At 64.6% G+C, this 25,907-nt stretch carries 22 protein-coding genes and 1 pseudogene; 8 read left to right on the plus strand and 15 right to left on the minus strand.

Features of this window, described 5'->3' with window-relative positions; all coding sequences use genetic code 11:
- Positions 1–3: 3 nt before the first annotated feature.
- Positions 4–237 (plus strand): annotated as a pseudogene (locus P6U31_RS06040) (transcriptional regulator); the annotation flags it as partial.
- A gap of 301 nt (positions 238–538) precedes the next feature.
- On the opposite strand, the gene P6U31_RS06045 reads toward P6U31_RS06040, so the two are convergent.
- Positions 539–1,159: a DUF6680 family protein gene (locus P6U31_RS06045; protein ID WP_407187328.1), complete on the minus strand. Its 621-nt coding sequence runs from the start codon at positions 1,157–1,159 to the stop codon at positions 539–541.
- Positions 1,160–1,343: 184 nt separating this feature from the next.
- Complete coding sequence (locus P6U31_RS06050; protein WP_407187329.1) at positions 1,344–2,879, minus strand: nucleotidyltransferase domain-containing protein; 1,536 nt, start codon at positions 2,877–2,879, stop codon at positions 1,344–1,346.
- A gap of 344 nt (positions 2,880–3,223) precedes the next feature.
- On the opposite strand from P6U31_RS06050, the gene purD reads away from it, so the two are divergent.
- Together purD and P6U31_RS06060 are read left to right on the plus strand one after the other, a co-directional pair.
- Positions 3,224–4,507 (plus strand): phosphoribosylamine--glycine ligase, encoded by a 1,284-nt coding sequence (gene purD / locus P6U31_RS06055; protein WP_407187330.1) that lies wholly within the window; start codon positions 3,224–3,226, stop codon positions 4,505–4,507.
- A 180-nt stretch (positions 4,508–4,687) separates the two neighbouring features.
- Positions 4,688–5,590: an alpha/beta fold hydrolase gene (locus P6U31_RS06060; RefSeq protein WP_407187331.1), complete on the plus strand. Its 903-nt coding sequence runs from the start codon at positions 4,688–4,690 to the stop codon at positions 5,588–5,590.
- 140 nt (positions 5,591–5,730) lie between these two features.
- Here P6U31_RS06060 and P6U31_RS06065 read toward each other — a convergent pair whose 3' ends face one another.
- A complete protein-coding gene (locus P6U31_RS06065) occupies positions 5,731–6,189 on the minus strand; it encodes a nucleoside deaminase (RefSeq protein ID WP_407189776.1) in 459 nt (152 codons plus the stop codon).
- A 118-nt stretch (positions 6,190–6,307) separates the two neighbouring features.
- On the opposite strand from P6U31_RS06065, the gene P6U31_RS06070 reads away from it, so the two are divergent.
- The gene (locus P6U31_RS06070) at positions 6,308–8,299 is read left to right on the plus strand and encodes a pseudouridine synthase (protein WP_407187332.1); all 1,992 of its coding nucleotides are present in this window, start codon (positions 6,308–6,310) and stop codon (positions 8,297–8,299) included.
- Positions 8,300–8,438: 139 nt separating this feature from the next.
- Complete coding sequence (gene rsmD / locus P6U31_RS06075) at positions 8,439–9,008, plus strand: 16S rRNA (guanine(966)-N(2))-methyltransferase RsmD (RefSeq protein ID WP_407187333.1); 570 nt, start codon at positions 8,439–8,441, stop codon at positions 9,006–9,008.
- 81 nt (positions 9,009–9,089) lie between these two features.
- Here the strand turns inward: rsmD and mutL are convergent, their stop codons facing one another.
- Complete coding sequence (gene mutL / locus P6U31_RS06080; RefSeq protein ID WP_407187334.1) at positions 9,090–10,904, minus strand: DNA mismatch repair endonuclease MutL; 1,815 nt, start codon at positions 10,902–10,904, stop codon at positions 9,090–9,092.
- 240 nt (positions 10,905–11,144) lie between these two features.
- Between mutL and P6U31_RS06085 the strand changes: the two genes are divergently transcribed.
- On the plus strand, positions 11,145–11,456 hold the full coding sequence (locus P6U31_RS06085) for a ribbon-helix-helix domain-containing protein (protein ID WP_407187335.1): 312 nt from the start codon (positions 11,145–11,147) through the stop codon (positions 11,454–11,456).
- A 262-nt stretch (positions 11,457–11,718) separates the two neighbouring features.
- Here P6U31_RS06085 and P6U31_RS06090 read toward each other — a convergent pair whose 3' ends face one another.
- The 3 genes from P6U31_RS06090 to P6U31_RS06100 are packed head-to-tail and all read right to left on the minus strand — an operon-like array spanning position 11,719 to position 14,298.
- Positions 11,719–13,287, minus strand: a complete 1,569-nt coding sequence (locus P6U31_RS06090; protein WP_407187336.1) for a GMC family oxidoreductase — start codon at positions 13,285–13,287, stop codon at positions 11,719–11,721.
- 30 nt (positions 13,288–13,317) lie between these two features.
- On the minus strand, positions 13,318–13,866 hold the full coding sequence (locus P6U31_RS06095) for a gluconate 2-dehydrogenase subunit 3 family protein (protein ID WP_407187337.1): 549 nt from the start codon (positions 13,864–13,866) through the stop codon (positions 13,318–13,320).
- 36 nt (positions 13,867–13,902) lie between these two features.
- Positions 13,903–14,298 (minus strand): VOC family protein, encoded by a 396-nt coding sequence (locus P6U31_RS06100; protein ID WP_407187338.1) that lies wholly within the window; start codon positions 14,296–14,298, stop codon positions 13,903–13,905.
- Positions 14,299–14,721: 423 nt separating this feature from the next.
- On the opposite strand from P6U31_RS06100, the gene P6U31_RS06105 reads away from it, so the two are divergent.
- Entirely contained in the window at positions 14,722–15,030 is a 309-nt protein-coding gene (locus tag P6U31_RS06105; RefSeq protein ID WP_407187339.1) for a hypothetical protein, read from the plus strand.
- Positions 15,031–15,212: 182 nt separating this feature from the next.
- Here P6U31_RS06105 and arfB read toward each other — a convergent pair whose 3' ends face one another.
- The 7 genes from arfB to P6U31_RS06140 all read right to left on the minus strand — a co-directional run bounded on the left by arfB (position 15,213) and on the right by P6U31_RS06140 (position 24,264).
- The gene (gene arfB / locus P6U31_RS06110) at positions 15,213–15,629 is read right to left on the minus strand and encodes an alternative ribosome rescue aminoacyl-tRNA hydrolase ArfB (protein ID WP_407187340.1); all 417 of its coding nucleotides are present in this window, start codon (positions 15,627–15,629) and stop codon (positions 15,213–15,215) included.
- A 159-nt stretch (positions 15,630–15,788) separates the two neighbouring features.
- The gene (locus tag P6U31_RS06115) at positions 15,789–17,153 is read right to left on the minus strand and encodes a M16 family metallopeptidase (RefSeq protein ID WP_407187341.1); all 1,365 of its coding nucleotides are present in this window, start codon (positions 17,151–17,153) and stop codon (positions 15,789–15,791) included.
- Positions 17,150–18,544, minus strand: a complete 1,395-nt coding sequence (locus tag P6U31_RS06120; RefSeq protein ID WP_407187342.1) for a M16 family metallopeptidase — start codon at positions 18,542–18,544, stop codon at positions 17,150–17,152. The genes P6U31_RS06115 and P6U31_RS06120 overlap by 4 nt, the downstream gene beginning before the upstream one ends.
- 182 nt (positions 18,545–18,726) lie before the next feature.
- Positions 18,727–19,452, minus strand: coding sequence for a hypothetical protein (locus P6U31_RS06125; protein ID WP_407187343.1), 726 nt, complete (start codon positions 19,450–19,452; stop codon positions 18,727–18,729).
- 96 nt (positions 19,453–19,548) lie between these two features.
- On the minus strand, positions 19,549–20,043 hold the full coding sequence (lspA, locus tag P6U31_RS06130; RefSeq protein ID WP_407187344.1) for a signal peptidase II: 495 nt from the start codon (positions 20,041–20,043) through the stop codon (positions 19,549–19,551).
- A 10-nt stretch (positions 20,044–20,053) separates the two neighbouring features.
- A complete protein-coding gene (gene ileS, locus P6U31_RS06135; protein ID WP_407187345.1) occupies positions 20,054–23,062 on the minus strand; it encodes an isoleucine--tRNA ligase in 3,009 nt (1,002 codons plus the stop codon).
- A 230-nt stretch (positions 23,063–23,292) separates the two neighbouring features.
- Complete coding sequence (locus P6U31_RS06140) at positions 23,293–24,264, minus strand: bifunctional riboflavin kinase/FAD synthetase (protein ID WP_407187346.1); 972 nt, start codon at positions 24,262–24,264, stop codon at positions 23,293–23,295.
- 228 nt (positions 24,265–24,492) lie between these two features.
- On the opposite strand from P6U31_RS06140, the gene P6U31_RS06145 reads away from it, so the two are divergent.
- Complete coding sequence (locus P6U31_RS06145) at positions 24,493–24,888, plus strand: response regulator (protein ID WP_008567674.1); 396 nt, start codon at positions 24,493–24,495, stop codon at positions 24,886–24,888.
- A 154-nt stretch (positions 24,889–25,042) separates the two neighbouring features.
- Here the strand turns inward: P6U31_RS06145 and P6U31_RS06150 are convergent, their stop codons facing one another.
- Positions 25,043–25,897 (minus strand): TIGR01459 family HAD-type hydrolase, encoded by an 855-nt coding sequence (locus P6U31_RS06150; protein WP_407187347.1) that lies wholly within the window; start codon positions 25,895–25,897, stop codon positions 25,043–25,045.
- Positions 25,898–25,907: the final 10 nt, after the last annotated feature.

Here is a 25,907-nt window from a genome sequence, read left to right on the forward strand (position 1 = left end):
TGTCCTGCTGGCGCAGGTCGCCTGGAATTCGCAGGGCGGAAGGAGCGCACCGGCACCACCGACGGCAATCTCGGCGCCCATATCGAGTCGCTGGCCAAGGCGGGGTACGTCTCGGTGGATAAGGCCTTCGTCGGCAAGAAGCCGCAGACGACGGTGACCTCCACTGCGGCGGGGCGCGGCGCGTTGGCGCGGCATGTGGCGACGTTGCAGAGATCATTTCGGGGGAGGCAGGGGTAGCCTGCGATGCCGATTGCTGTGCCCTCGCCCCTTGCGGGAGAGGGCAGCGAGGACGGGAGTCGCAGGCTCACTCGGGTGAGGGGTTCTATCCGCGAGTCCCACTTCCACCTGAGTCCGCGGATGCAGACCCCTCATCGGGCGCTTCGCGCCACCTTCTCCCACAAGGGAGAAGGGAAGGCAGCGCCGCGCCTCGGAATGATGGGGAGTGGGAGTTACGGTGGCAGCACACTAAACGCGGGCAACGAATGCCTAGGCTTCGAAATTTTGTGCACTGTCACTGTAATTTTTACCATCATCTCACTCAGCGCTGACGAACGCTGCGCTGCTCAACAATGGTAACTTTGAGCGAGCCGTCGTCATTGTATGCCTTCGACATTTTTGAAGTTAACTCCTTCTGTAGCGCAGCAGTCTCCGCACTTGCGGGTGCGGCCTTTATTTCGATTGGCAAGGATATGTCTCCCTTCAAGACCGCAACCACACCTTTGCGAATTATCTCCTGCTCAGCGTCAATCTCGCCGTGCGCTCTCGGGAAATAGATGCGGTTCATCTGAGCGACGTTGAAATCGTAGCCAACCTTTCCGCCAATCAACGCGAGAAGTTTGACAAAAAGATCGATGCGCTTTGTGTCCCATGCCGGATTATTTTCCGTGCCCAGATGCAAGAGATATTCTTCCCACGCATCTATCACCGGCTTGTCTTTGTAAAAATCAATCGGCACCGCGTTGAGAGCTTCGACGTGGGCAGGGCTCAAAGTCATCGCGCGCGTGCCCATCAACGTGCGGAAGATAGTCAGCCGCCGAGCGCGTTTTTCGCGAAAGCCCTCGATCCACTTTTGTGCTTGAACTGCTAGAACTGGTCCAGCCAGCGTGCAGCCAGCAATCACCCAGTCGGTTAGCCGCAAGGTCTCAACCGCCTCAGCCATAAGATTAACGCCCCGGTTTGCGAATCGAGAGTACAAACGATGGCACAATGCAGGGTAGCGAGATGAGATTTGGGGCGCTTCTCCCGGTTATTCACAGGCAAGTCATCTTGATCGCCAAATTCCGATAGTTGTGGCGTATGTCAGCTAATGCTGTGGCTTTGGTCCGGCCCCGAGCGCGCACAGCTCAGCGATGCCGTTTCGGCAGGCGTTGAACGACAGCGGCAAGTTGATCCAGCAAATCTTTGCCCCGCAGCATCGCATCAAGAAATTGCTCCAGGACCTCATCAAAATCGGGATTGTTGAGTGCCGAGCCGTTGGCAGCAATGACAAAGTTGTACGGGCTCACGTAGCGAACCCGAAGCTCACTTCTGCCGCGCACATCTTGGAGCTGTCCAGCTATCTCTGCGGCGCCATCATCGTGCTGAGTGCGCGTAATATGGTGGGTGCCATCAACGATTCCGTATTCCTCTGTGTAGTAGCCGTACAGCCCGTTGCCCGAAACCTCCTCAGCTATCCGCTCGCTGGTAGATGCGTAGAGACCAGTCGGCGGCAACGCAGCAGCTTCTACGTACACGAAATCCCGGAAATACTGACCTAAGTTTATTGCTGCAATGCGCCGGACACGAAATTCGTACACATCCATTTGGTAAGCGTCGTCTTGAACGTGTTTGAAGGCCCGAATTGGACAGTTGCTCTGGCCTCTGAACCACCATGCAGGCTCGGATTCTGCATATGCAAGAGGCGGCTCTAGCAGCTTGCAAAGCCTTGTTTTGATCTGTTGAGCGTCGTCGTACCACTGCACGCCACGGACCCCCGGAAACGCTTGGGCGAAACGTTCGTCAAACCACACAGTGCTGTGCTGACCGCGCAACGTCGGATCCGCCGGAGCACGGGCTGGCAGCCGCGCAATAGCGACGCTGGCAATGATCTCTGCGAACAGAAGATGCGCACTTGGTGTGAGGGGCCCCACCTCGCCCCGCGCATTGCGGCGGATTGAAAGCCAATGGTGCAACTCACCAAAAGCAGCATCCTTATTCCGATTTTCATAAAGGCGGTTGCTCAAGAAGTCTAAGCCCGCTTGCGTATCGTATTCGGCGCCCGGCTCAGCGTGTGAATCGTTTGGATGCGCAGCCATTGCGGCGTATCGCATCACGTCTTTTGGAGCGGCATCGGCGCCTTCATACGGAGCAAGACCACCTTCGCCGCCTGCGTTCACAGCGAAAAATTGATTCCGCTTCTTTTGGGCGAAGCGGAGTACCTCAATTGTCAGGCGGTCCTTGAGGGGCCTGCTTCCCGCATTCGGCAGGCCGCGCGTTTGGCTACCATCGAGCAGATTGAGGAATGCGTTTTCCTTGAAGAAGCCGCGAGCGCCATCCTTGTGGACGTCCGCTTCAATCTCAAGCGCGGTTGGCACAACGACGCTACAGATCGGCTTTTTGGGATCGGAGCCAGTCAGCACCGTTGCAAGGTCGGCCTCTAGCTGCACCTTGCGGTCATGCAGTTCTTTCTCCCAATTCCAGCGCGCCAGTTCATCGTTACAGTCGTTCGGGAAACAGACGACTAGATCAACATCGCTTGCTGGCCCAAATTGTGCGCCTCCACGATACACGAGGCTGCCAAACAAATAGACACCCGCCGTGCCGATATCATCGGCGACGCTCTTGGCCCAGGCGGTAAGCCGCTGCTTCACGTCAGAAACGAGTGAGGTCGCAGTCATCATGGGGAATTTCCGTTCGCATCGTCGGGGGTCTAATTACACGAACAGGTATGCAAAATGGAATCCCTGCATTTCTAAAACGCCTGAGCTCCACGAAATCGTGGCTTGTCACCAATTAGACTTAACGCCCGTTGCGAGTTCAGCATCGGCATGTTCCCCATTCAGCCGAACGCAGAGGTAGATTCCTGATCCTCGCCGTCCGCTCAGGCATAGCGGCCCGATCATCCCGGGCTCACGACTTCGCCGCATCCCCGGAATGACGGGGCGTGCCGCCCAACACCCCCTTGAGCCCCACCCCGATTCGTGCGACCTCCGGCCCCAGCAAAACCCCTCATCCTGAGCCTTCGATGCACATTCTCCTGCTCGGTTCCGGCGGCCGCGAACATGCCCTGGCGTGGAAGATCGCGGCCTCTCCCCTGGTGACCAAATTCTGGTGCGCGCCCGGCAATGCCGGGATCGCCAAGGAGGCGGAATGCGTGGGCCTCGATGTCGCCGACCATGCGGCCGTGATCGACTTCTGCAAGAAGAACGCGGTCGAGCTCGTGGTGGTCGGGCCGGAAACGCCGCTGGCGGCCGGCATCGTCGATGATCTCAGCGCCGCCGGCATCAAGGCGTTCGGGCCGAGCAGGGTGGCGGCCCAGCTCGAAAGCTCCAAGGGGTTCACCAAGGCGCTGTGCACCGAGTTCGGCATCCCGACCGGCGCCTACAAGCGGTTCACCAACCCAAATGACGCGCGCGCCTATGTGCAGAGCCAGGGCGCGCCGATCGTGGTCAAGGCCGACGGGCTTGCCGCCGGCAAGGGCGTCGTCGTCGCCAAGACCGTGCGCGAGGCCGAGGACGCCATCGCCATGATGTTCGAGGGCGCCTTCGGCGAGGCCGGCGCCGAGGTCGTGATCGAGGAGTTCTTGCCCGGCCGGGAGATCAGCTTCTTCGCGCTGTGCGACGGCGAGACCGCGATCCCGCTGGCCTCCGCGCAGGACCACAAGCGCGTGTTCGACCACGATGTCGGCCCCAACACCGGCGGCATGGGCGCCTACTCGCCGACGCCGCTGGTGACGCCTCAGATCCATGACGCGATCATGGCCAGGATCATCCTGCCGACGGTCGCAGGCATGAAGCAGCGCGGCACGCCGTTCCGCGGCGTGCTCTATGCCGGCATCATGCTGACGACGCAGGGCCCGAAACTGTTCGAGTTCAACGTCCGTTTCGGCGACCCTGAATGCCAGGTGCTGATGCTGCGCATGATGAGTGACCTCGTGCCGGCGCTGCTCGCCGCCTGCGACGGGCAGTTGAAGAATTTCGATCTGCGCTGGCACAAGGAATCCGCGCTCACCGTGGTGATGGCGGCGAAGGGCTATCCCGGCGACTATCAAAAAGGGACGCGCATCGAGGGGCTCGACGACGCGGCCAAGGTCGACACCGTCGAGATCTTCCACGCCGGCACGGTGGCGAAGGATGGCGCCATCCTCGCCAATGGCGGCCGCGTGCTCAATGTCTGCGCGCTGGGGGCGACCGTGACGGAAGCGCAGGCGCGCGCCTATCAGGCCGTCGACCGCATCCGCTGGCCGGAAGGCTTCTGCCGCCGTGACATCGGCTGGCAGGCGGTGGAGGCCGAGAAGGCCAAGGGCTGAAACGCCTGAAAAAGCCTGCGATCGCGCGCTCCCTGTCACCGCGTCGCCACAACCGCATTCCAGAATGTGCAATCGGTATGTGGGGTTATCAGCCCCGAACATCATACCGGTACTGTGCATGGGGTTGTTTTCACACTTTTTGGTGTCGAGAGCCGGCCCGACCGACAAGGATACAAAAAGATGTCCGATCTCGCCGACCTCTATCCGGGTTTTGCCTCTGAATGGGTCAATACCGCGTTCGGCCGCGTCTTCGCCCGCGTCGGCGGCAAGGGCCCGCCGCTGCTGCTCCTGCACGGCTTCTCCGAGACCCATGTGATGTGGCACCAGGTCGCGCCCGAGCTTGCGGAAGCCTTCACGCTGATCATCGCCGACCTGCCGGGCTACGGCTGGTCCGACATGCCCGAGAGCGATGCGCTGCATATCCCCTACAGCAAGCGCGCGATGGCGAAAGCCATGGTCGAAATGATGGAGCGGCTCGGCCACGTCCACTTCGCGCTCGCCGGCCACGACCGCGGCGGCCGCGTGTCGTACCGGCTCGCGCTCGATCATCCCGGCCGGCTGTCGAAGCTCGCCGTGCTCGATATCCTGCCGACCTATAATTACTGGGAGCGGATGAACCGCGCCTACGCGTTGAAGATCTGGCACTGGACCTTCCTGGCGCAGCCCTATCCGCTGCCGGAGACGCTGATCGCCAGCAGCGGCGAGTTCTTCCTGCGTTTCAAGATGGCGAGCCAGACCCGATCGAAGACGCTGGATGCGATCGATCCGCGCGCGCTCGAGCACTACCTCGCCCCGTTCCGCGATCCCGCCCGCATCCATGCGATGTGCGAGGACTATCGCGCCGGCGCCTATTTCGACTACGACCTCGACAAGGCCGATTTCGAGGCCGGCAAGAAGATCACGGTGCCGATGCTGGCGTTGTGGGGCAATGCTGGCGTCGCCCGGGCCGCGGCCACGCCGCTCGATACCTGGCGGCAATGGGCCACCAACGTGGTCGGCATGCCCGTGGAGTCCGGCCACTTTCTCACTGAAGAGAACCCCGACGTGACCGCGAAGGCGCTGCTGGAGTTCTTCTTGGCCTAGGCCACACCGTCATTGCGAGGAGCCCTTGCGACGAAGCAATCCAGAGTGTCTCCGCGGAGGGACTCTGGATTGCTTCGCCGAGCCTGTCATCGGGCCGCGCTTCGCGCGGACCCGTTGGCTCGCAATGACGGAGGAGGGGCCTACCTTCGCTCCCGGAAGAACTCCTTCAGCAGCCGCGCCGCCTCGCTCTCGCCGACGCCGGAATAGACGTCCGGCGTGTGGTGGCAGGTCGGGGAAGCAAAGAAGCGCACGCCTGATTCCACCGCGCCGCCCTTGGGGTCGGCGGCGCCGTAATAAAGCCGCCTGACCCTTGCAAAGGAGATCGCGCCCGCACACATGGTGCAGGGCTCCAAGGTCACGTAAAGGTCGCAGTCGACGAGGCGCTCGCTGCCGATCTTCTTCGCCGCCTCGCGCAGAGCAATGATCTCGGCATGGCCCGTCGGGTCGTGGTCGGTCAGCGTCCGGTTGGCGGCGGTGGCGATGACCTCGCAATTGCGGACCACCACGCACCCGATCGGAACTTCGCCCGCTTTTCCGGCATTTTCGGCCGTTTTGAGCGCCAAATCCATGAAAGAGGGGGCTTTCAAGCCTCGTATCATCCGAAGAAACCTGCTAGTAGCTCCGCCTTCAGCAAGAGTGGATACCGATTTTGCCAGAGCATGCGGCTCGGACCGAGCGCGCACAATGCTCAACGGCCACCCCGAAGTGAGATTATTCATGCCTCGCGACAGCGACAAAGACAACGATTCCCGCGGCCGGCGAGGCCCCCCCAAAGGCGGCCGCAGCGGCAAGGCGCGCGGCCCCGAGAAGAAGTTCGCCAAGCGCGGCTTCGAGGCCAAGGGCGACCGCGACAGCCGCCCGCCGCGCGAGGGCCGCAGCTTTCGCCGCCGCGAGGAGGGCGATGCCCCGCGCCGCGACTTCAGTGACCGCCCGCGCTTCAAGCGCAACGACCGCGACAGTGAAGGCCGCGGCGAGCGCAGCTTCAAGCCGCGCGGTGATCGCCCCTCCTACGGCCGTGATGATCGTCCGCCGCGCAGGGATCGCGACGATGCCCGCTCGCCCGGGCGCTCCAGCGACCGGAAGTTCGGCGACAAGAAGCCCTACGCGCCGCGCGGCGCCCGCCCGGAGCGCAAGTTCGACGGCGAGCGGAAATTTTCACGGGGCGGGCCGGATCGCGACCGCGACCGTGGGGATCGCGACCGCGACCGTGGGGATCGCCAACGCGACCGTGGGGATCGCGGGCCGCGTGAGGATCGTGGCGAGCGCAGCTTCAAGCCACGCGGAGACCGCCCGAATTTCGATCGCGGTGATCGCGCGCCGCGCGGCGACCGTCCGCGCAAGAGCTTCGACAAGGATTTCGGCGGCCGTGATCGCGGTGACGAGAAGCCGTGGCGCCAGCGCGACGGTGGCCGTGGCGGCGACGACCGTCCGCGCTTCCAGCGCCGCCGTGACGAAGGTGACGATCGCCCGCGTTTCTCGCGCCCGCGCGAAGAACGGTCCGGTGACGATCGCCCCCGCTTCAATCGCTCGCGCGAGGGGCGGCCCGAAGGCCGGATGGACTGGCAGGAGCATCCGCGCAGCGAGGGCCGCTTTCGCGATCGTCCGCGCCGCGACAACGAGGACGACAGCAGGATTTTCGAGAAGCGCCCGGCCTTTGGTGGCCGCGGTGCCTACCGCGACCGCGATCGCGATTTCGAAGGCCGGCCGCGCCGTGACGACGCGCCGAAGCCGAAGAAGGCCGGCGAGCGCATCGCCAAAGTATTGGCGCGTGCGGGCCTTGCTTCGCGCCGCGATGCCGAGGAGATGGTCACGCAGGGCCGCGTCACCGTCAACGGCCGCGTGATCAATTCGCCCGCGCTCGACATCACCAAGAACGACGTCGTTCTGGTCGACGGCAAGCCGTTACCGGAGCGCGAGCGCACGCGGCTGTTCCTCTATCACAAGCCGCGCGGACTGATGACGACGCATGACGACCCCGAGGGGCGTCCGACCGTGTTCGACAATCTGCCGGAAGGCCTTCCGCGCCTGATCAGCGTCGGCCGGCTCGACTTCAACACTGAAGGCCTCTTGCTGCTCACCAATGACGGCGGGCTCGCGCGCACGCTCGAGCTGCCCGACACCGGCTGGTTGCGCCGCTACCGCGTCCGCGCCCATGGCGACATTACCCAGGCGCAGCTCGACGCCCTCAAGAACGGCATCGAGGTCGACGGCGTCAAATACGGTCCGATCGAGGCGACGCTGGAGCGCGACCAGGGCGCCAATGTCTGGCTGGTGTTCGCGATCCGGGAAGGCAAGAACCGCGAGGTCCGCAACGTCTGCGCCCATCTCGGGCTCGAGGTGAACCGGCTGATCCGCGTCTCCTACGGCCCGTTCCAGCTCGGCGAGATCCCCGAAGGCCAGGTCGAGGAGATCAGGTCGCGCGTGCTGCGCGAGCAGCTGGGCGACAAGGTGATCGAGAAGTCGGGCGCACAGTTCGACGTGCCCTCGAAATCATCTTCGCGCGTCGACGACGCGCCGAGCGAGAAGAAGCCTGCCAGCAAGCGCGCCGTCATCAACGACCGCAAGGGCCGTCGCGTGCTGGTTCAGCGCACCGGCAGCGAGGAGGCCCGCGAGCGCAACGAGGCTGAGGCGAGCGGCTACGGCCCGCCGCGCCGTCCCAAGCGCGGCTATCACGGCAAGCGTGATTTGACGCCGCGAGACGGCGAGTAGGTCCAATGGGTGGAACGAGCCTGGCACCGCGCAACTGGTCGTCATGGCCGGACTTGACCCGGCCATCCACGCCTTGCTTGCGCCCACGGCTGAAGAACGTGGATGCCCGGGTCAAGCCCGGGCATGACGGAGTGGTGTGATGCGCGTCGTCGGCGGCAGGTTGAAGGGGCGCAATCTCGCCTCACCTTCCTCGCGCGACATCCGCCCCACCGCGGACCGCTTGCGCGAGTCCGTGTTCAACATCCTCGTGCACGCCTATGACGATCCGATTTCCGATGCGCGCGTGCTCGATCTCTTCGCCGGCACCGGCGCGCTCGGTATCGAGGCGTCGTCACGCGGGGCGAGGTTCACGCTGTTCGTCGACAATGGCGCGGAAGCGCGGGCGCTCTTGCGCAACAACGTCGAGGCGCTCGGCCTCGGCGGCGTCACGAAAGTCTATCGCCGCGACGCGACCGATCTCGGGCCTGCGCATCCCGTCGAGCCGTTCTCGCTGGTGTTTCTCGATCCGCCCTATGGCAAGGGCTTTGCCGAGAAGGCGCTGGCCTCCTTGCGCGATGGCGGCTGGCTGACGCCGGGCGCGCTGCTGGTGGTGGAGGAGGCGAAGGGGGCGCAGTTCGTCACGCCGGAAGGTTTTGAGGAGCTGGAGCGGCGGGCGTATGACGACACGGAGTTCGTGTTTTTGCGGAAATCTTTGCGTAGGGCGGATTAGCGAAGCGTAATCCGCCGCTGGCTCTCACCGCGGAAGCAGAAGAGGTGGATTACGCCTTCGGCTGATCCACCCTACGACACGTCACCGCCGTCCGAACAGTTTCTCCACATCGCTCAGCTTCAGCTCGACATAGGTCGGCCGGCCGTGATTGCACTGGCCGGAGTTCGGCGTCTCCTCCATCTCGCGGAGCAGGGCGTTCATCTCTTCCGGCCGTAAGCGGCGGCCGGCGCGCACCGAGCCGTGGCAGGCCATGGTGGCGGCGACGTGCATCAGGCGGCGTTCGAGCGGCAGTGCCTCGTCCCATTCGGCCATGTGCTCGGAGAGATCGCGCAGGAGGCCGCCCGCATTGGTTTTGCCGAGCAGCGACGGCGTCTCGCGCACCGCGACCGCGCCGGGGCCGAAGGATTCGATGGCGAGGCCGAACGATGCGAGCTCCTCGCTGCGCTCCAGCAGGCGCTCCACCGTCGCCTCGTCCATCTCGACGATCTCGGGAATGAGCAGGATCTGTCGCTGCACGCCGTTCGCAGCCAGCGAGGCCTTCAGCCGCTCATAGACGATGCGCTCATGCGCGGCATGCTGATCGACGATGATCAGGCCGTCGCGAGTCTGCGAGACGATGTAGGTCTCGTGGATCTGCGTGCGCGCCGCGCCAAGCGGGCGGTCAACGAGATCGCCGGCGGGTTGGCTCTCGATCCGCACGTCCGCGCTGGGCGCGCCGACCTCGAACGCAGCCTGCGCGCGCTCGGCAAAGGCGGGCACGGCCGAGCCTTCGAATGACGGCATCGGCGCGACAGGAGCGGATGGCGAGGCGCGCCAGTCCCAGCTCGCAGGGCGCGGCGGCGTGAAGGCGGGGCGGAACGAGGACAGGGCGCTCTCGCCGCTGTTGGCCGCGGTGCGGCGACCTTCGCGTGCCAGCGCTTCCTTCAGTCCGTGCACGATCAGCGCGCGGACGAGACCGGCGTTGCGGAAGCGCACCTCGGTCTTGGCCGGATGCACGTTGGCGTCGACCTCGCGCGGATCGAGCGTGACGAACAGCGCCAGCAGCGGGTGGCGGTCGCGCGGCAAATAATCGGAATAGGCCGCGCGCACGGCGCCGAGGATCAGCTTGTCGCGCACCGGGCGGCCGTTGACGAAGAGGTACTGGCCGAGCGCGTTGGCCTTGGTCAGGGCGGGAGCCGCGGCATAGCCGGCGACGACGACACCCTCGCGCTCGGCATGGACCTCGATGGCGTGGCTGCGGAATTCCGCGCCGAGGATGTCGCCGAGCCGGGTCAGCCGTCCGGCCGCGCCGGGCAGCGCCGCAGCCCAGGTCACCGGCGCGCGCTCCTCGCCGGCGAGCGTGAAGGCGATATCGGGCCGCGCCATGGCGAGGCGCCGCACCACCTCGCGGATCGCCTCGGCTTCCGTGCGGTCGGTCTTCAGGAATTTCAGCCGCGCCGGCGTCGCATAGAAGAGGTCGCCAACCTCGACGCGGGTGCCATGCGCCAGCGCCGCCGGCATGATCTCGGACTTCTCGCCGCCCTCGACCGACAGCGCCCAGGCATGCGGCTCGCTGGCATGGCGGGTGGTGATGGAGAGGCGCGCCACCGAGCCGATCGAGGGCAGGGCCTCGCCGCGGAACCCGAGGGTGCGGATCTGGAGCAGATCCTCGTCGTCGAGCTTGGAGGTCGCATGGCGCTCGACCGCGAGCGCCAGATCCTTCGCCGTCATGCCACTGCCGTCGTCGGTGATGCCGATCCGGCGCCGCCCGCCGCCGTCGGTGAAGACGTCGATCCGGCTCGCACCGGCATCGATCGCGTTCTCGACCAACTCCTTGACGACGCTCGCCGGGCGCTCGACCACCTCTCCGGCAGCGATGCGGTTGACGACTTGCTCTGGAAGCTGGCGGACGGGCATGGGACTTTAGGTATGGATTCGGCGGCAGCGCTATTCTAGGCCGTGTTGCGTCAAAAGCATGTGTTGGGCAACAGGAACGTCGCGGGCTGGGGACGGCGGATGTCTATCACATTGAAGACATTGGCCGTTCGAGAAAATCGTACACCCCGGATGAAGCAACTTCCGCTGACCGTTCTGATTGTGGGGTGCCGGGCCGCGGTGTAGCATCGTGAAAAAACGGCAACAGGACGGGAGGACGCCATGTGCCATCTCTTCGCGCACCAGCCCCAACGCGACTACGAATCGCAGACCCGCTCGTTGCGGATCGACGGCCATTGCACCTCGATCCGGCTCGAGATGGCGTTCTGGGACACGCTGGAGGAGATCGCGGCCAAGGAGAGCATGAGCCTCGGCAAGTTCCTGACCACGCTCTACAACGAGGTGCTCGACCATCACGGCGAGGTCAACAATTTTGCTTCGCTGCTGCGGTGCTCGTGTTTGATCTATCGCTCCAAGTCGACGGCGCAGGAGTTTAAGGCAAGCGTGGCGCCCATTCTCGACGCGGCGGAATAACCTTTCCGACAAAAAGTGCGTAGCCCGGATGGAGCGCAGCGCAATCCGGGATTCGTGCCACGAGCAACGACGGCCCCGGATTGCGCTCCGCTCCATCCAGGCTACGAGATCTCTCCATCTCGTCATTGCGAGCCAACGGGTCCGCGCAAAGCGCGGCCCGATGACAGGCTCCGCGAAGCAATCCAGAGTTTTTCCGCGGAGGGATTCTGGATTGTTTCGCTGCTCGCAATGACCGAGGAGAGAGCGGCCTACCTATCTGACCTCAAATCTCCCTCTTCTGCATCGCCGCCGCGATGTAGTCCGCCTGCCGGATCGCAAGCGCAACGATGGTCAGCGTCGGGTTGCAGGCAGCCCCGCTGGTGAACTGGCTGCCGTCGGAGACGAACAGGTTCTTGATGTCATGGCTCTGTCCGAACTTGTTGACGACGCCGTCCTTCGGCTTCTCGCTCATCCTGTTGGTGCCGAGATTGTGCGTGCTCGGATAGGGCGGTGTCGGATAGGTCACCGTGGCGCCGACGGCGTCGTAAACCGCCGCGCCCTGCTTGTAGGCGTGGGCGCGCATCGCGACGTCGTTGGGGTGATCGTCGAAATGCACGCTCGCGACCGGCTGGCCGAACTTGTCCTTGACGACGGGATCGAGCGTGATGCGGTTGGTCTCCTGCGGCATGTCCTCGCCGACCAGCCACATGCCGGCCATCCGGGGATAGCCGTCGAGCGCCGACGTGAACGAACGGCCCCAGGCACCGGGATTGAGGAAGGCCGCCATGAAGGGCAGGCCGATCGACAGCGTCTCCATCTCGTAGCCGCCGACGAAGCCGCGCTTCGGATTGTTGACCGCTTCATCGCGGATGATGCCGGCCATGGTGGTGCCGCGATACATGTGCACCGATTTCTCGAACACGGCGTAGACGCTGCCGGTCATGTGCCGCATATAGTTGCGGCCGACCTGGCCCGATGAATTGCCAAGGCCGTCCGGGAACATGCTCGAGGCGCTGTTGAGCAGCAGCCGCGGGCTCTCGATCGAGTTGCCGGCGACCGCGACGATACGCGCCTTCTGGCGCTGCATCGCGCCGCTCTCGTCGGCATAGACGACCCCGGTCACCTTGCCGCCGGCGTCGTGCTCGATCTTCACCGCCATGCTGCTCGGCCGCACTTCGAGATTGCCGGTCGCCTCACCCTTGGGGATCTCGGTGTAGAGCGTCGACCATTTCGCGCCGGATTTGCAGCCCTGGAAGCAGAAGCCGATCTGCTGGCAGGAGCCGCGCCCGTCGCGCGGTTGGCTGTTGATCGCCATGTTGCCGGTGTGCACGGTCTTGTAGCCGAGCTTCTTGGCGCCGGCCTCGAGCACCTTGAAATTATTGTTGCCGGGAAGTCCGGGAATCCCGTTGGTGCGGGTCACGCCCATCTTGTTCTCGGCCTTGGCGTACCACGGCTCCATCTCGGCGAGCGTGATCGGCCAGTCCAGAAGGTTGGCGCCGGGAATGTTGCCGTAGGTGCTCTTCACCCTGAACTCGTGCTCGTCGAAGCGCAGCGAGGCGCCGGCCCAGTGCGTGGTCGAGCCGCCGACGGCCTTGACGATCCACGCGGGCAGGCCGGAAAAATCCTTGGCGACGCGCCAGCTGCCCGATGTGGTGCGGGCATCGGTCCAGGCGAGCTGGGAAAAGCTCTCCCACTCGTCGTTGATGAAATCGTGGTTCTCGATGCGGGGGCCTGCTTCGAGGATGACCACCTTGACGCCCTTCTGCGCGAGCTCGTTACCCAGCGTGCCGCCACCCGCACCGGAGCCGACGATCACCACAACGCTGGAGTCGTTCAGATCGAATTTTGCCATATGCGTTCTCCTGAACCGTTGGGCGAGGACTCAAGCCTTCGGCAGCCAGTCGATGTCGGCGAAGCCGCGGTTGATGTAGCCGCCGTACTCGGCCGAGGAGCCTTCGTAGCCGAACCGCGGCCAGACCTCTTTCTGGTTGTAGAGCGAGACGATGAGGTCGCCGCGCACCTTCTGGAAGAAGGCGCTTCCCTCGATCTCCTTCAAGAGAACCACGCGGTCGGCTTCCCATGGCACTTCGGCATAAGGCACCTTGTGGCGATCCCGCGCGTTCTGATCGAGCCGCGTGATGCCGTCGCTGATCAGCGACTTGACGGCGGGGTCCTTGGCTGCTTTGCCGTCCCACGGCTTGATCGCAGTGATGTAGTAGCTGTCACCGAGAACGTCGTGCGGATAGATGTCGCGCGCGACCTTCAGCAGCGTCTTCATCGTCGCGGGCGACAGCGCGGTGGCGTCATCGGCCCAGGCATCTTCGATGCTCACGGCGGTACTGGTCGCGACAGCCACGACCGGCACGGCGGTCGCCGCGCCTTTGAGAAAGACGCGGCGGCTGTGCTTGCTTCGACGATCGACTTCTCTCATGGCATTCCTCCCGTCAATTTTGATTTTGTGATCGGATCAGTTGAAACGTCCGCCCCGCTGGATCACCTCGATCTTGTAGCCGTCGGGGTCGCTGACGAAGAAGAAGCGCGCCAGCGTCCTGCCGTCGTGCTTGAAGTCGCGCAAGGGGCCAGGTGCCAGCTGCTCGCGTTCGAACCGGGCATGTTCGGCGTCGAGATCCTCGACCACCACGGCGAGGTGGCCGTAGCCGTCGCCGAGCGTGTAGGGCTCCTTGCGGTCGAAATTCACGGTTAGCTCGACCTCGAAAGGTGAGGAGGGGTGACGCAGATAGATCAGGGCGAAGTCCGCGAATTTCAGATGGTCGGACACTTCGAGGCCGAAGGCGCGCCTGTAGAAGTCGAGCGAGCGCGCCTCGTCGCGCACGCGGATCATGGAATGAACGGGCTTTGCCATTCAGTTCTGCTCCTTCAGATAGGTGATGATCGCAGCGCGGGTCTCCGGCTTGGCCTGCCTATCCGCACCGCCAGCACCATCGCGGTGCACAATCCCAGCACGATCGCGCGCATCGTCAAGGAGCCGCCCGTTCACATCAAGACCAGAGTGCGCAAACTCTAAGCGGCGCCGGATGGGCGGTGGTAGTAGCGGGCTATTTTGCCGCGCGCAGAGATGGTCATGGGGGCGGTGGTGTTCCAGGCCGCCTTATATGCGGAGCACAATTCCGCGAAACCGCCGTCAAATCCCTAAACGATCACCACACGATGCGCATTGCATGACGTCGCGCCGCTTGAACTCTTTACGCGATGCAATGGTCCGGTGCAGACGAGCGGCGCAACGAGCCGCCGAACCATTCATCGCGAAACAATCCAGGAGAAATGGATGAAGCTGGTGAAGACCTCGATGATCGCCTGCGCTCTGTCGGCCCTCATTGCGACACCCGTCCTCGCGCAAAGCGCGCCCCCCACCGCCAAGCCAGGCGGCACCGTGCAAGGCAAACCCGTGCAAGGCAGCACCATGGGCAGCGACGACGAGGAGATGAATGCTCAGCCGGGCGCAGCTGGCGAGAAGACCGGCATGAAGTCGACCAAAGGCACCAGGGGCACGGTCGGCACCACGGGCAGCGCGGCGCACAAGGGGACCGCCGACGATGCCGCGACGGGCGGCGCGGCCCCGTCCAAGCGCTACTAAGGCATGATCCGGACCCGGAGGGCCGCGTTAGCGCAAGGTGCGACGCGGCTTTCCGGAATGATCATGCGCAAACGACAACCTGAAGAGCGATGACGATTCATCTAAATCTCATCGCGCTTTAGTCTCGGGCGAAACGACAAAACTCCGGTCGCTCTGCGGCCGGAGTTCTTCGGCTGCGTCTGTCAGTCGTCGAAGCGGCCGCCGCGTCCGGCCTTGATGTCGCTACGGCGCTTCTTGCCTTCCAGCCGGCGCTGCTTGGAGGCGAAGGTCGGCCGCGTTGCGCGGCGCGGTGTCGGCCGCACCATGGCCTCCTTGAGCATCTCGACGAGGCGGTCGATGGCGTCCTGCCGGTTGCGCTCCTGGGTGCGGAAGCGCTGCGCCTGGATCACGATGACGCCGTCCTTGGTCATGCGCTGGCCGGCGATGCGGTCGAGCCGGATCGTCGCGTCCTCCGGCAGGGTCAGCTTGCGCGTGTCGAAGCGCAGCTGTGCCGAGGTCGCGACCTTGTTGACGTTCTGCCCACCCGGGCCGGAGGCACGGACAAAGCCGATCTCGATGTCGTCCTCGTCGATGACGAGATCGCGGGATATCCGCAGCATGATGGCACCAGAAAGAGATTCGGGTGCGCATAATAGCGGTTTTGGACGGGGGTCGTCATTCCGGGCCGCCGAGGGCGAACTCTGGTGCGCCCTTGCGCACCAGAGAATCTCGAGATTCCGGGCTCGATGTTCTGCATCGCCCCGGAATGACAGGTCGGTTCAATTCGGCTTCGTCGCGGGTGCCGCCGGCTGTGCCGCGGCCTGCGGGGTGCGGCCGACGACGACGGTCAGGAGGCCCTGGCCCCAGAGGCGCTGGGCGGCGGCCTTGGCGTCGTCCAGCGTCACGGCATCGACGATGGCGTTGCGCTTCTCGATATAGTCGATCGGCAGCTTGTCCTGCTGGTATTGCAGCAGCGCCTGGGCCAGCTTGGAGGAGGTGTCGAGCGCCAGCATCTGCGAGCCCTTGAGGTAAGACTTGGCCTCGTCGAGCTCCTTCTGCGTCGGGCCCTCCTCGGCGATGCGGCGCACTTCCTTCTCGATCGCATCGATGGTGTCGCCGGCGCGGTCGGCACGCGTCCCGGTGTTGCCGATGAACACCGCCGAATGCTCCATCCAGAGCAGCGATTCGAACACCGAATAGGCCAGCCCGCGCTTCTCGCGGACCTCGCGATAGAGCCGCGAGGATAGTCCGCCGCCGCCGAGTATGTGGTTGACGACATAGGCCGCCATGAAATTGGGATCGCTGCGCTTCACCCCGGGGCCGCCGAAGGTGATCACGGTCTGCGGCACATCGAGGGTCACGAAGGCGCGTTGCGGCGGCTTTGCGGCGTCGATGTCGGGGACTGGCGTCAGATTGGCCTTGGCGGGCAGGCTGCCGAACGTGTGGTCGAGCAGCTTGCCGAGCGTCGCCGGATCGACGTCGCCGACGACAGCGACCTTCAGCCCGTCCTTCGCCAGCACGCGGCCGACATAGTCCTTCATGTCGGCGACCGTGATGGTCGGCACGCTGTCGAGGTTGCCGTTGGTCTGCCGGCCATAGGGGTGATCGCCGAAGGCGACTTCGAGGAACTTGCGGCTCGCCAGCGAGGTCGGGTTGGTGGTCTCGCGGCGCAGGCCCGAGATGACCTGCGAGCGGATGCGCTCGACGTCGGCGGCGTCGAAATGCGGCGAGGTCAGCGCGCTCCTGAGCAGGTCGAAGGCTTCGTCCTTGTTGTCGCGCAGCATGCGCAGGCTGCCGCGGAAGGTGTCGCGGGTGGCGCTGAAGGACAGCTCGATGGCGCGGCGGTCGAGCCGCTCGTGGAAGGTCTTGGAATCGAGATCGCCGGAGCCCTCGTCGAGGAGGTCGCCGACCAGATTGGCGACGCCCGACTTGTCCTTGGGATCCTGGGCCGAGCCGCCGGCGAACGAATATTCCATGGCGATCAGCGGCACGGTCGCGTCCTGCACGAACCAGGCCTCGATGCCGCCGGGCGAGACTAGGCGCTGGATCTTGGCCGCGGCCTGCGACGGGGTGACGGTAGCGAGCGCGAGCGCCGCGCCAGTGGCAAGCGAGAATGCAACGCGTCGAAGGAAGGGATAGGTCACGAACGCTTCTCCTCGCGCTTGGTCGCCGCGATGTCCTTGATCAGATAGCCCGTCACCGAGCGTTTCTTCTCGAGCCATTTCTGAGCTGCGGCGCGGACCTGCTCGGCGGTGACCGCGCGGATGCGGTCGGGCCAGCTCCGGATGTCCTCGATCGACAGGCCGGTGGTCAGCGCGCCGCCATACCAGCGCGCCAGCACCGCCTGGTTGTCCTGGGCGTAGATCGCTTCTGCGATAAGCTGGGTCTTGACGCGCTCCAGATCCTCGGCGCGGATCGGGTTCTGCGCGACATTGGCGATGACGGCGTCGACCGCCTGCTCGACCTCGGCAAAGCTGACGCCGGGCTTCGGTGCGGCCGAGATCGCGAACTGGGTCGGGTCGAGCGAGATGCTCGAATAGCTGGCGCTGGCGGAGACCGCGAGCGGCTTGTCGACCACGAGCGCGCGGTAGAGATAGGAGTTGTTGCCGCTGCCCATCAGCTGCGCCAGCACGTCCAGTGCCGCGCTCTCGCCGGCTGCAGCGGTCGTTGCAGAGGGCACGAGATAATAGCGCCGCATGTTCGGCTGCTCGACGCGCGGATCGGCGAGCGTCACGGTGCGCGGCGCGGCCGGCTCCGGCTCCTGCGGGCGGACACGCCGCGCCGGAATCGCGGGCTGGGCTGGGATCGAGCCGAAATTGCGCTCGACCAGCGGGCGGATGTCGGCGGCGTCGACGTCGCCGGCAATGACCAGGATCGCGTTGTTGGGCGCGTAGAAGCGGCGGTAGAAGGCGAGCGCATCCTCGCGATCGAGCTTCTCGATCTCCTGGTGCCAGCCGATCACGGGGCGGCCATAGGGATGATTGAGATAGAGCGTGGCCATGATCTGCTCGTTCAACCGCGCGTCCGGATTGTTGGCGACGCGCATGTTGTACTCTTCGAGCACGACGTCGCGCTCGGGCAGCACGTTCTCGTCCTTGAGCACGAGGCCGGCCATGCGGTCGGCCTCGAACTCCATCATGGTCGGCAGCTGCTCTTTCGGCACCCGCTGGTAGTAGTTGGTGTAGTCGACCGAGGTCGAGGCGTTCTCGTTGCCGCCGACGCGCAGCACGGTCTGGGAGAATTCGCCGACCGGATGCTTCGAGGTGCCCTTGAACATCAGGTGCTCGAGGAAGTGCGCGAGCCCGGACTTGCCGGGCGTCTCATCGGCCGAGCCGACCTTGTACCAGATCATCTCCGTGACCACGGGCGTGCGATGATCTGGGATCACCACGACCTGCATGCCGTTGCTGAGCGTGAAACTGGCGGGCGGGGCGGATGTAACGGTGGTCTGGGCAACGGCCGCGCCGGCCGAGAGGACGCTGGTCGAAAGCAGCGCGGCAAAGAGGCAGGCAGCCGATCGGTATGAGGACATCATGATCCTTTTGACAAGCCGAGGTCCGGATTTCCGGCTCGGAAGGCACGGCATGCTACACCGTGCGGCTGAGGCTTCGCGTCACGAAGCAGAGAACTCAACGCGGTGGCAAGTTACTGATAGGCAATTATTGGCCGCGGCCGGCGTGCACAAGACGCCGGGTCCGCTTCAAATGAACTGGAACGTTATTGTTCCTTGTCCTTGCCCGACATGATGTCGAAATAGGTCCGCCGTGACTTGTCCGGTCCGGCGCCATAGGCGTAGTTCGGCGAAGGCGTCTGATAGCCCGGGGGCGGCTCGACCAGCGACTGGCGCGGCGGCTCGCTGACGAACTTCTTCTCTTCGGTGGCGTTGCCACCCTTCATCATGTTCCACAGGCCGCCGGAGAAGCCGAGCTCGGCGGGGCTGAGCGACGGATTGCCGTTGGTGCCCGGCTGGATCGGGTCATTGCTGGTACGAGGGGCCGCGGCGACCTGACCGGCCTTCATCTCGGCGGGCGTCAGCGGCCGGGCGGCCTGCCAGTTCTCGGTTTCCTTGGTCGCCTTCTTGCGCGCGGCGATGGCTTCCTTGCGGCGCTTTTCCTCGGGGTCCTTGGGCCAGTTGGGCGCAGCCTTGGCTTCGGTCGCAGGCGGCGGCAGATCGAGCTTGGGCGGCACGACCAGCGGCGAGCGCTCGCGGTATTCGATGCCCCTCTTCTCCATGCTCTTGGCGCCGATGCCGGACATCAGATTGTCGATGATCTTCTCTTCGAAGGTCATGCCGTCATCGTCATCGTCGTCATCACCGGCGCGGGCCGCGCCAGCCGACAGGACGAGGCCGATGCCGAGCGCGGCAGCGGATAATTTCAACGCCCGCCAAAGCCCCCACCGGGGATCTCGAACCATGGAAACGCTGGTCTTCGCGCTGCGCATTACCGTACCTGTTCCATATTGTGGCAGATCGCCGCTCAAACGCGGCTCAGCCCTCGCAAAAGCCGGGGTTCCACCTGCCGGTCGTATCGGCCGGGATCAGGGCGCTTTTGCGGCGGGTATCCCCAGGAAGGAATCATACAATAGCGCCGCCACCCCAGCAACGATGGCTACATCCGCGAGGTTAAACACATACCAATTATAGGTATTTCCGCCGATCTCGATGTGGAACAGGGCGAAATCGACCACCGCGCCATAGGCCAGGCGGTCGATGCCGTTGCCGATCGCCCCGCCGATGATCAGGCCGAGGGCGACCGTGGCCAGCCGGGTGTGCGAGCGGGCCATCCAGATCGCCAGCGCCACCACGGCGATGGCCTTGACCGCCATCAGCGCGAGCTGCGCCGCCTGGCTGTCGTTCTGGAGCCAGCCGAAGCTGATGCCGATATTCCAGGCCAGCACCAGGTCGAAGAACGGCGTCACCTTCACCGCGCCGCGGCGGGCGATGTCGAACACGTTCAGCAGCCAGAGCTTCGAGGCCTGGTCGGCCACCAGGGTGACCAAGGCCGTGAGGATGCCGACGCGGAGCGGGGTCATGGCTGGCGGGTCAGACCGCCACTCCCAACGCCTTCCATTCGCGCAGCGCCTTCGCATCGCGCGGGGTGACGTCGGGATATTCGGCGTCTTCGCCGACCAGCGGCGAGATCTTCCAGGAGCGGGCGCATTTGGTGCCGACGGCCTTCTCCACCACGACCGCGACGCCGGGCACGGCATCGAGACGGAACGCAGCAGCCGGCGCCTCGCCCTCACGCACCTCGTAATTCGAGGTGATGCAGATCTCGGCGAGATCGACGTCGAACAGCGTCGCCAGCATGGCGCGGTCGGCGACATAGATCACCGGCGATGCCTCCAGCGACGAGCCGATGTTCTTGGCGGCGCGTTCGAGCTCGAGTGCGCCGGTGACGACGCGGCGGACATTGCGGATCGTCTCCCATTTCGCGGCGAGCTTATCGTCGCGCAGGGCTTCGAGATCGGCGGGGAATAGCGTCAGATGCACCGACGGTTCGGCGTCTGGCCTGTACATGCGCCACGCCTCCTCGGCAGTGAAGCTGAGGATCGGCGCCAGCCATTTCAGGATCGAGGCGCACAACAGGTCGATCGTCGTCAGCGCCGCCTTGCGCGTCAGCGAGGACGGCGGATCGCAATACAGCGTATCCTTGCGGATGTCGAAATAGAACGCCGAGAGCTCGCTGTTCAAGAAGGCTGAGAGGGTTGCGACCACGGTCTTGTAGTCGAACTCCCGATAGGCCTTGTCGATGGCGGCGGCGCGCATCGCGAGCTCGTGCAGCATCAGCCGCTCGAGCTCGGGCATATCGGCCGGCGCGACCGCCTCCGTCGGCTTGTAATGATGCAGCGTGCCGAGCATCCAGCGCACCGTGTTGCGCAGCTTGCGGTAGGTCTCGACGGTGTTCTTCAGGATTTCGGGACCGATGCGCTGATCGTCCGTGTAGTCGCAGGAGGCGACCCAGAGCCGCAGAATGTCGGCACCGGATTCCTTGATGACGGCCTGCGGCTCGATGGTGTTGCCGAGTGACTTCGACATCTTGCGGCCGTCCTCGGCCTGGGTGAAGCCGTGGGTCAGCACGATGTCGTAAGGAGCCCGACCGCGCGTGCCGCAGCTTTCAAGCAGCGAGGAGTGGAACCAGCCGCGATGCTGGTCCGAGCCTTCCAGATACATCACCGTGTCGGCGCCGCCATCGACCTTGCGCTTGATGCCGGCGAGCCCGGGAAACTGCACGGGATCTTCGAGCACGAAAGCGTGGGTCGAGCCGGAATCGAACCAGACGTCGAGAATGTCGTCGACCTTCTGCCAGTCCTCGCTCGCGCGTGGCCCGAGGAAGCGTTCACGCGCTCCCTTCGCGTACCAGGCGTCGGCGCCTTCCTTCTCAAAAGCTTCGCCGATCCGGGTATTGACGGCCTCGTCCTGCAGGATCTCGGCAGAGCCGTCGCCCTTCTCGCGCACGAACACGGCGATCGGCACGCCCCAGGCGCGCTGACGCGAGATCACCCAGTCGGGGCGGGCCTCGATCATGCCGTTGATGCGGTTCTCGCCCGACGGCGGAACCCATTGCGTCACCGAGATCGCGTGCAGCGCGCGGGCGCGCAGCGTGTCGCCGCTCTTGGCTTTGCCACCCTGCGCCACGTCCTTGTCCATCGCGATGAACCATTGCGGCGTGTTGCGGAAGATTACCGGCTTCTTGGAGCGCCAGGAGTGCGGATATTGATGCTTGAACCGGCCGCGCGCGAGCAGCATGCCTCTTTCGACGAGCGCCTTGATCACGGCCTCGTTGGCGTCGCCCTTCTCGCCCTTGTCGTTGATGACGCGCTTGCCGGCAAAGCCCGGCGCATGATCGGTGTAGGCGCCGTTCTCGTCGACGGTATAGGGAATCGCCGTGTTGATGCCGCGCGCATCGAGGTCGCGCGCCTGTGCCATCCAGGCATCGAAGTCCTCGCGGCCATGGCCGGGCGCGGTGTGCACGAAGCCGGTACCGGTGTCGTCGGTGACGTGATCGCCGGGCAATAGCGGCACGATGAAGTCGTAGCCGCCCGCAAGGCCCTTGAGCGGATGGGCGCATTCGATCGCGTCCATGGTATCGCCGGGGACGTCGCGGACCTTCTCGTAACCAGTCACCCGCGCCTGCTTGAAGACCTCTTCGGCGAGCGCGTCGGCGAGGATCAGGAGATCGCCGGTTTTGGTCCAATTGTCGGCGGGTGCGTCCGTGACCTTGTACAGGCCATAGGCGATTTTCGGCGAGAATGAGATGGCGCGATTGCCCGGCAGCGTCCAGGGCGTGGTGGTCCAGATCACGACGCTTGCGGAGGCGAGTGCACCATGCGCGGGCGAGGTCACCGGGAATTTCACCCACACCGTATCGGAGGTGTAGTCCTCGTACTCCACCTCGGCTTCGGCCAGCGCGGTCTTCTCGACCACGCTCCACATCACCGGCTTGGAGCCGCGATAGAGCGTGCCGTTGGCGGCGAACTTCATCAGCTCGCGCGCGATCTGGGCTTCGGCCGGATAGCTCATGGTGGCATAGGGATGATCCCAATCGCCGATGACGCCGAGGCGCTTGAACTCCTCGCGCTGCACGCCGAGCCAATGCGTGGCGTAGGCGCGGCACTCCCGGCGGAAGTCGATCATCGCGGCGCTGTCGCGGAAGTCGGGCTTCTGCTTGCCCTTCTTGCGATAATGCTCTTCCTCGACCTTCCACTCGATCGGCAGGCCGTGGCAGTCCCAGCCGGGCACGTAGTTGGAATCGAAGCCGAGCATCTGCTGGCTCTTGGTGACGAGATCCTTGAGGATCTTGTTCAGCGCCGTGCCGATATGGATGTTGCCGTTGGCATAGGGCGGGCCGTCATGCAGCACGAACTTGGCGCGGCCCTTCGCGGATTGGCGCAGCTTCTCGTAGAGGCCGATCTCATACCAGCGCTTGAGGATCTCCGGCTCGCGCTGCGGCAGGCCGGCGCGCATCGGGAATTCGGTCTGCGGCAGGAACAGGGTCTTCGAATAGTCTTTGACTTCAGGCTTCTGGGACTTTTGCGGCTTTTCGGACATGAGGCTGACTAGCTCGGAATGGCGCGGGAACGGATAGCGATGCGGAATCGCGGGGTGAAACGACGAAATCCCGGTCTTGCGCCGAGCCTTCAGGCTCAGGCGGAAGCCGGGCCGCTAATCCCTATGATGCGCCGCGCAAACATGGGCACTCCATAGCAGGGGGCCAGGAGAAGCGCAAAAGAGAAGCGCAAAAGGGAAGCGCAAAGGTTAGGGCAGGCCGGATTCGGGGCTCAATCGATGGCGCCGAGCCGCGGAAACGCGCCCGGGGCGGCGGCCAGCATGGCACGGGCGCGGGCGGAATCGTCGTCCATCTGCCGGATCAGGGCCTCTAGACCATCGAATTTCAGCTCCTCGCGGATGAACCCGACGAAGGCGCAGTCCAGCACCTGCCCGTAGAGGTCGCCCTTGAAGTCGAACAGGAAGATCTCGAGCAGAGGGGCGCCATTGTCGAAGGTCGGGCGGCGGCCGAAGCTGGCCACGCCGTCCAGCCGCTGAGAGCCGCGGCCGACCCGCACCGCATAGATGCCGTGCTTGAGGCCGCAATTGGCGTCGAGGCGGATGTTGGCGGTGGGATAGCCGAGGTCGCGGCCCCGCTTTTCGCCGTGGATGACCTCGCCGGTGACGAACCAGGGCGCGCCAAGCATGGTCGTAGCTTCGTCGAGCTGGCCCTCGGCGAGGGCAATCCGGATGGCGCTGGAGGAGACCGGCCGCTCGTCGATGTCGACATGCGGCTGCACGTCGACCTCGATACCGAGCCGGGGCGCCTCGTTGACCAGAAGACTGGGGGAGCCGACCCGCCCCTTGCCGAAATGGAAGTCGTAGCCGACCGCGATCCCGCTGACGCCGAGCCGTCCGATCAGGTCATGGTGAATGAAATCTTGCGCACTGGTTCCGGCCCGCGCCTTGTCGAAAGTCATGACCACGGCGCCGGCGAGCCCGGTGCCGGCCAAGAGCCGCAGCTTGGCGCGCTCGTCCGTCAGGCGGAATTGCGGGGTATTGGGACTGAAAAACCGCCGCGGATGCGGCTCGAAGGTCAGCGCCAGCGCAGGGCGGCCATGCGCCCGGCCCATTTCCAGGGCAGCGGCGATCACGGCGCGGTGACCCAGATGGACCCCGTCGAAATTGCCCATGGCGACCACGGCGCCCCTTGGAATCGCGGAAACCGGCGTGGTGTCGCGGATAACGGTAAAATGCGGGGCCATCAGGGGAATTCTCGAACCGGCGGGACCGGCCGGGACGGTGGCGTGACCGGCCCGGCGAAGTCAAGCGGAAGGGGGGCAACCCTGTCGAACCCAATTTCAGTTCTTTCGGGCCGCCCCCGATTAACGCGCTGTTTAACGCCTTGGTGCTAGTCCTTGCATCTGGAACAGGCGGGCTCCGGCCCGGCGGTCCGATCGTAATATTCCTGGGTATGCGTTGGGGGAGTCGAGATGGCGGTTGATTTGTCGATGCCGGTTCTGGTGGTGGATGACTACAGCACCATGATCCGTATCATCCGGAATCTGCTGAAGCAGCTTGGCTTCGAGAACATCGATGATGCCAGCGACGGTTCGGCAGCGCTGAACAAGATGCGCGGCAAGAAGTACGGACTCGTGATCTCCGACTGGAACATGGAGCCGATGACGGGTTACGACCTGCTGCGCGAAGTGCGCGCGGATCCGAACCTCGCTACCACGCCCTTCATCATGATCACGGCGGAATCCAAGACCGAGAACGTGATCGCGGCCAAGAAGGCCGGCGTGAACAACTACATCGTCAAGCCGTTCAATGCGGCGACGCTGAAGACCAAGATCGAGGCGGTCTTCCCGGACATGGCGAGCGCGTAAGAGCGCTCGAAGCCATCAGGCGAATTCGGAAGGCCCGGGCACGTCCCGGGCTTTCTGCGTTTTTCTGTCATTCCGGGGCGGTGCGCAGCACCGAACCCGGAATCTAGAGATTCCGGGTTCGCGCTTCGCGCGCCCCGGAATGACGATCAAATCACTACCACTTCAATTCGCGCATCAAGGCCTTCGGCGGGTGGCCGAACAATTCCGTCACCGACGCCGGGTCGAGCTGGTCGAGGCCCTCGAACTCCTCGGCATGGATGCCGCGGGTGACGAACAGGCAGTCGATGCCGAATTCACGGGCCCCCGTTAAGTCGGTGCGGACGGAATCCCCGATCGCCAGCACCTTTTTCCGGTCGATCTGGTGGCCCTGGCGCTCACCGGCGAGCATCATGGCGCGCTCATAGATCGGCCGGTGCGGCTTGCCGTAGAAGATCACCTCGCCGCCGAGCTCGCGATAGAGCTCGGCGATGGCGCCGGCGCAATAGATCAACCGGTCGCCGCGTTCCACCACGATATCGGGATTGGCGCAGACCAGCGTCAGCTTGCGCTCGCGCGCCTTCAGCATCATGCCGCGATAATCCTCGGCCGTCTCGGTCTCGTCGTCGTAGAGGCCGGTGCAGACGATGTAGTCGGCTTCTTCCAGTGGTGCGGTTCGCGCATCGAGGCCGCGATAGATCGAATTGTCGCGCTCGGGGCCGAGCCAGAACATCTTGCGGCCGGGATGCTCGGCGACATAAAGCCGCGTCAGGTCTCCGGACGACACGATCGCGTCGTAGGTCTCGTCGGCGACGCCGAGCTTGCGCAACTGCCGCTGCACGCTGTCGGCCGGCCGCGGTGCGTTGGTGATCAGGATCACCGTACCGCCGCGGCTGCGATACGTATGCAAGGCCTCGCAGGCCTCGGGGAAGGATTCGAGGCCGTTATGCACGACGCCCCAGATGTCGCTGAGCACGACCTCCACGCCGCCCACGAGCTCGCGCAGGCTTTCGGCGAAATGCAGCGTGGTCATGATACGTGCG

This window comes from Bradyrhizobium centrosematis (genome assembly GCF_045571495.1).
In the GTDB taxonomy this organism is placed as follows: Bacteria; Pseudomonadota; Alphaproteobacteria; order Rhizobiales; family Xanthobacteraceae; genus Bradyrhizobium; species Bradyrhizobium centrosematis.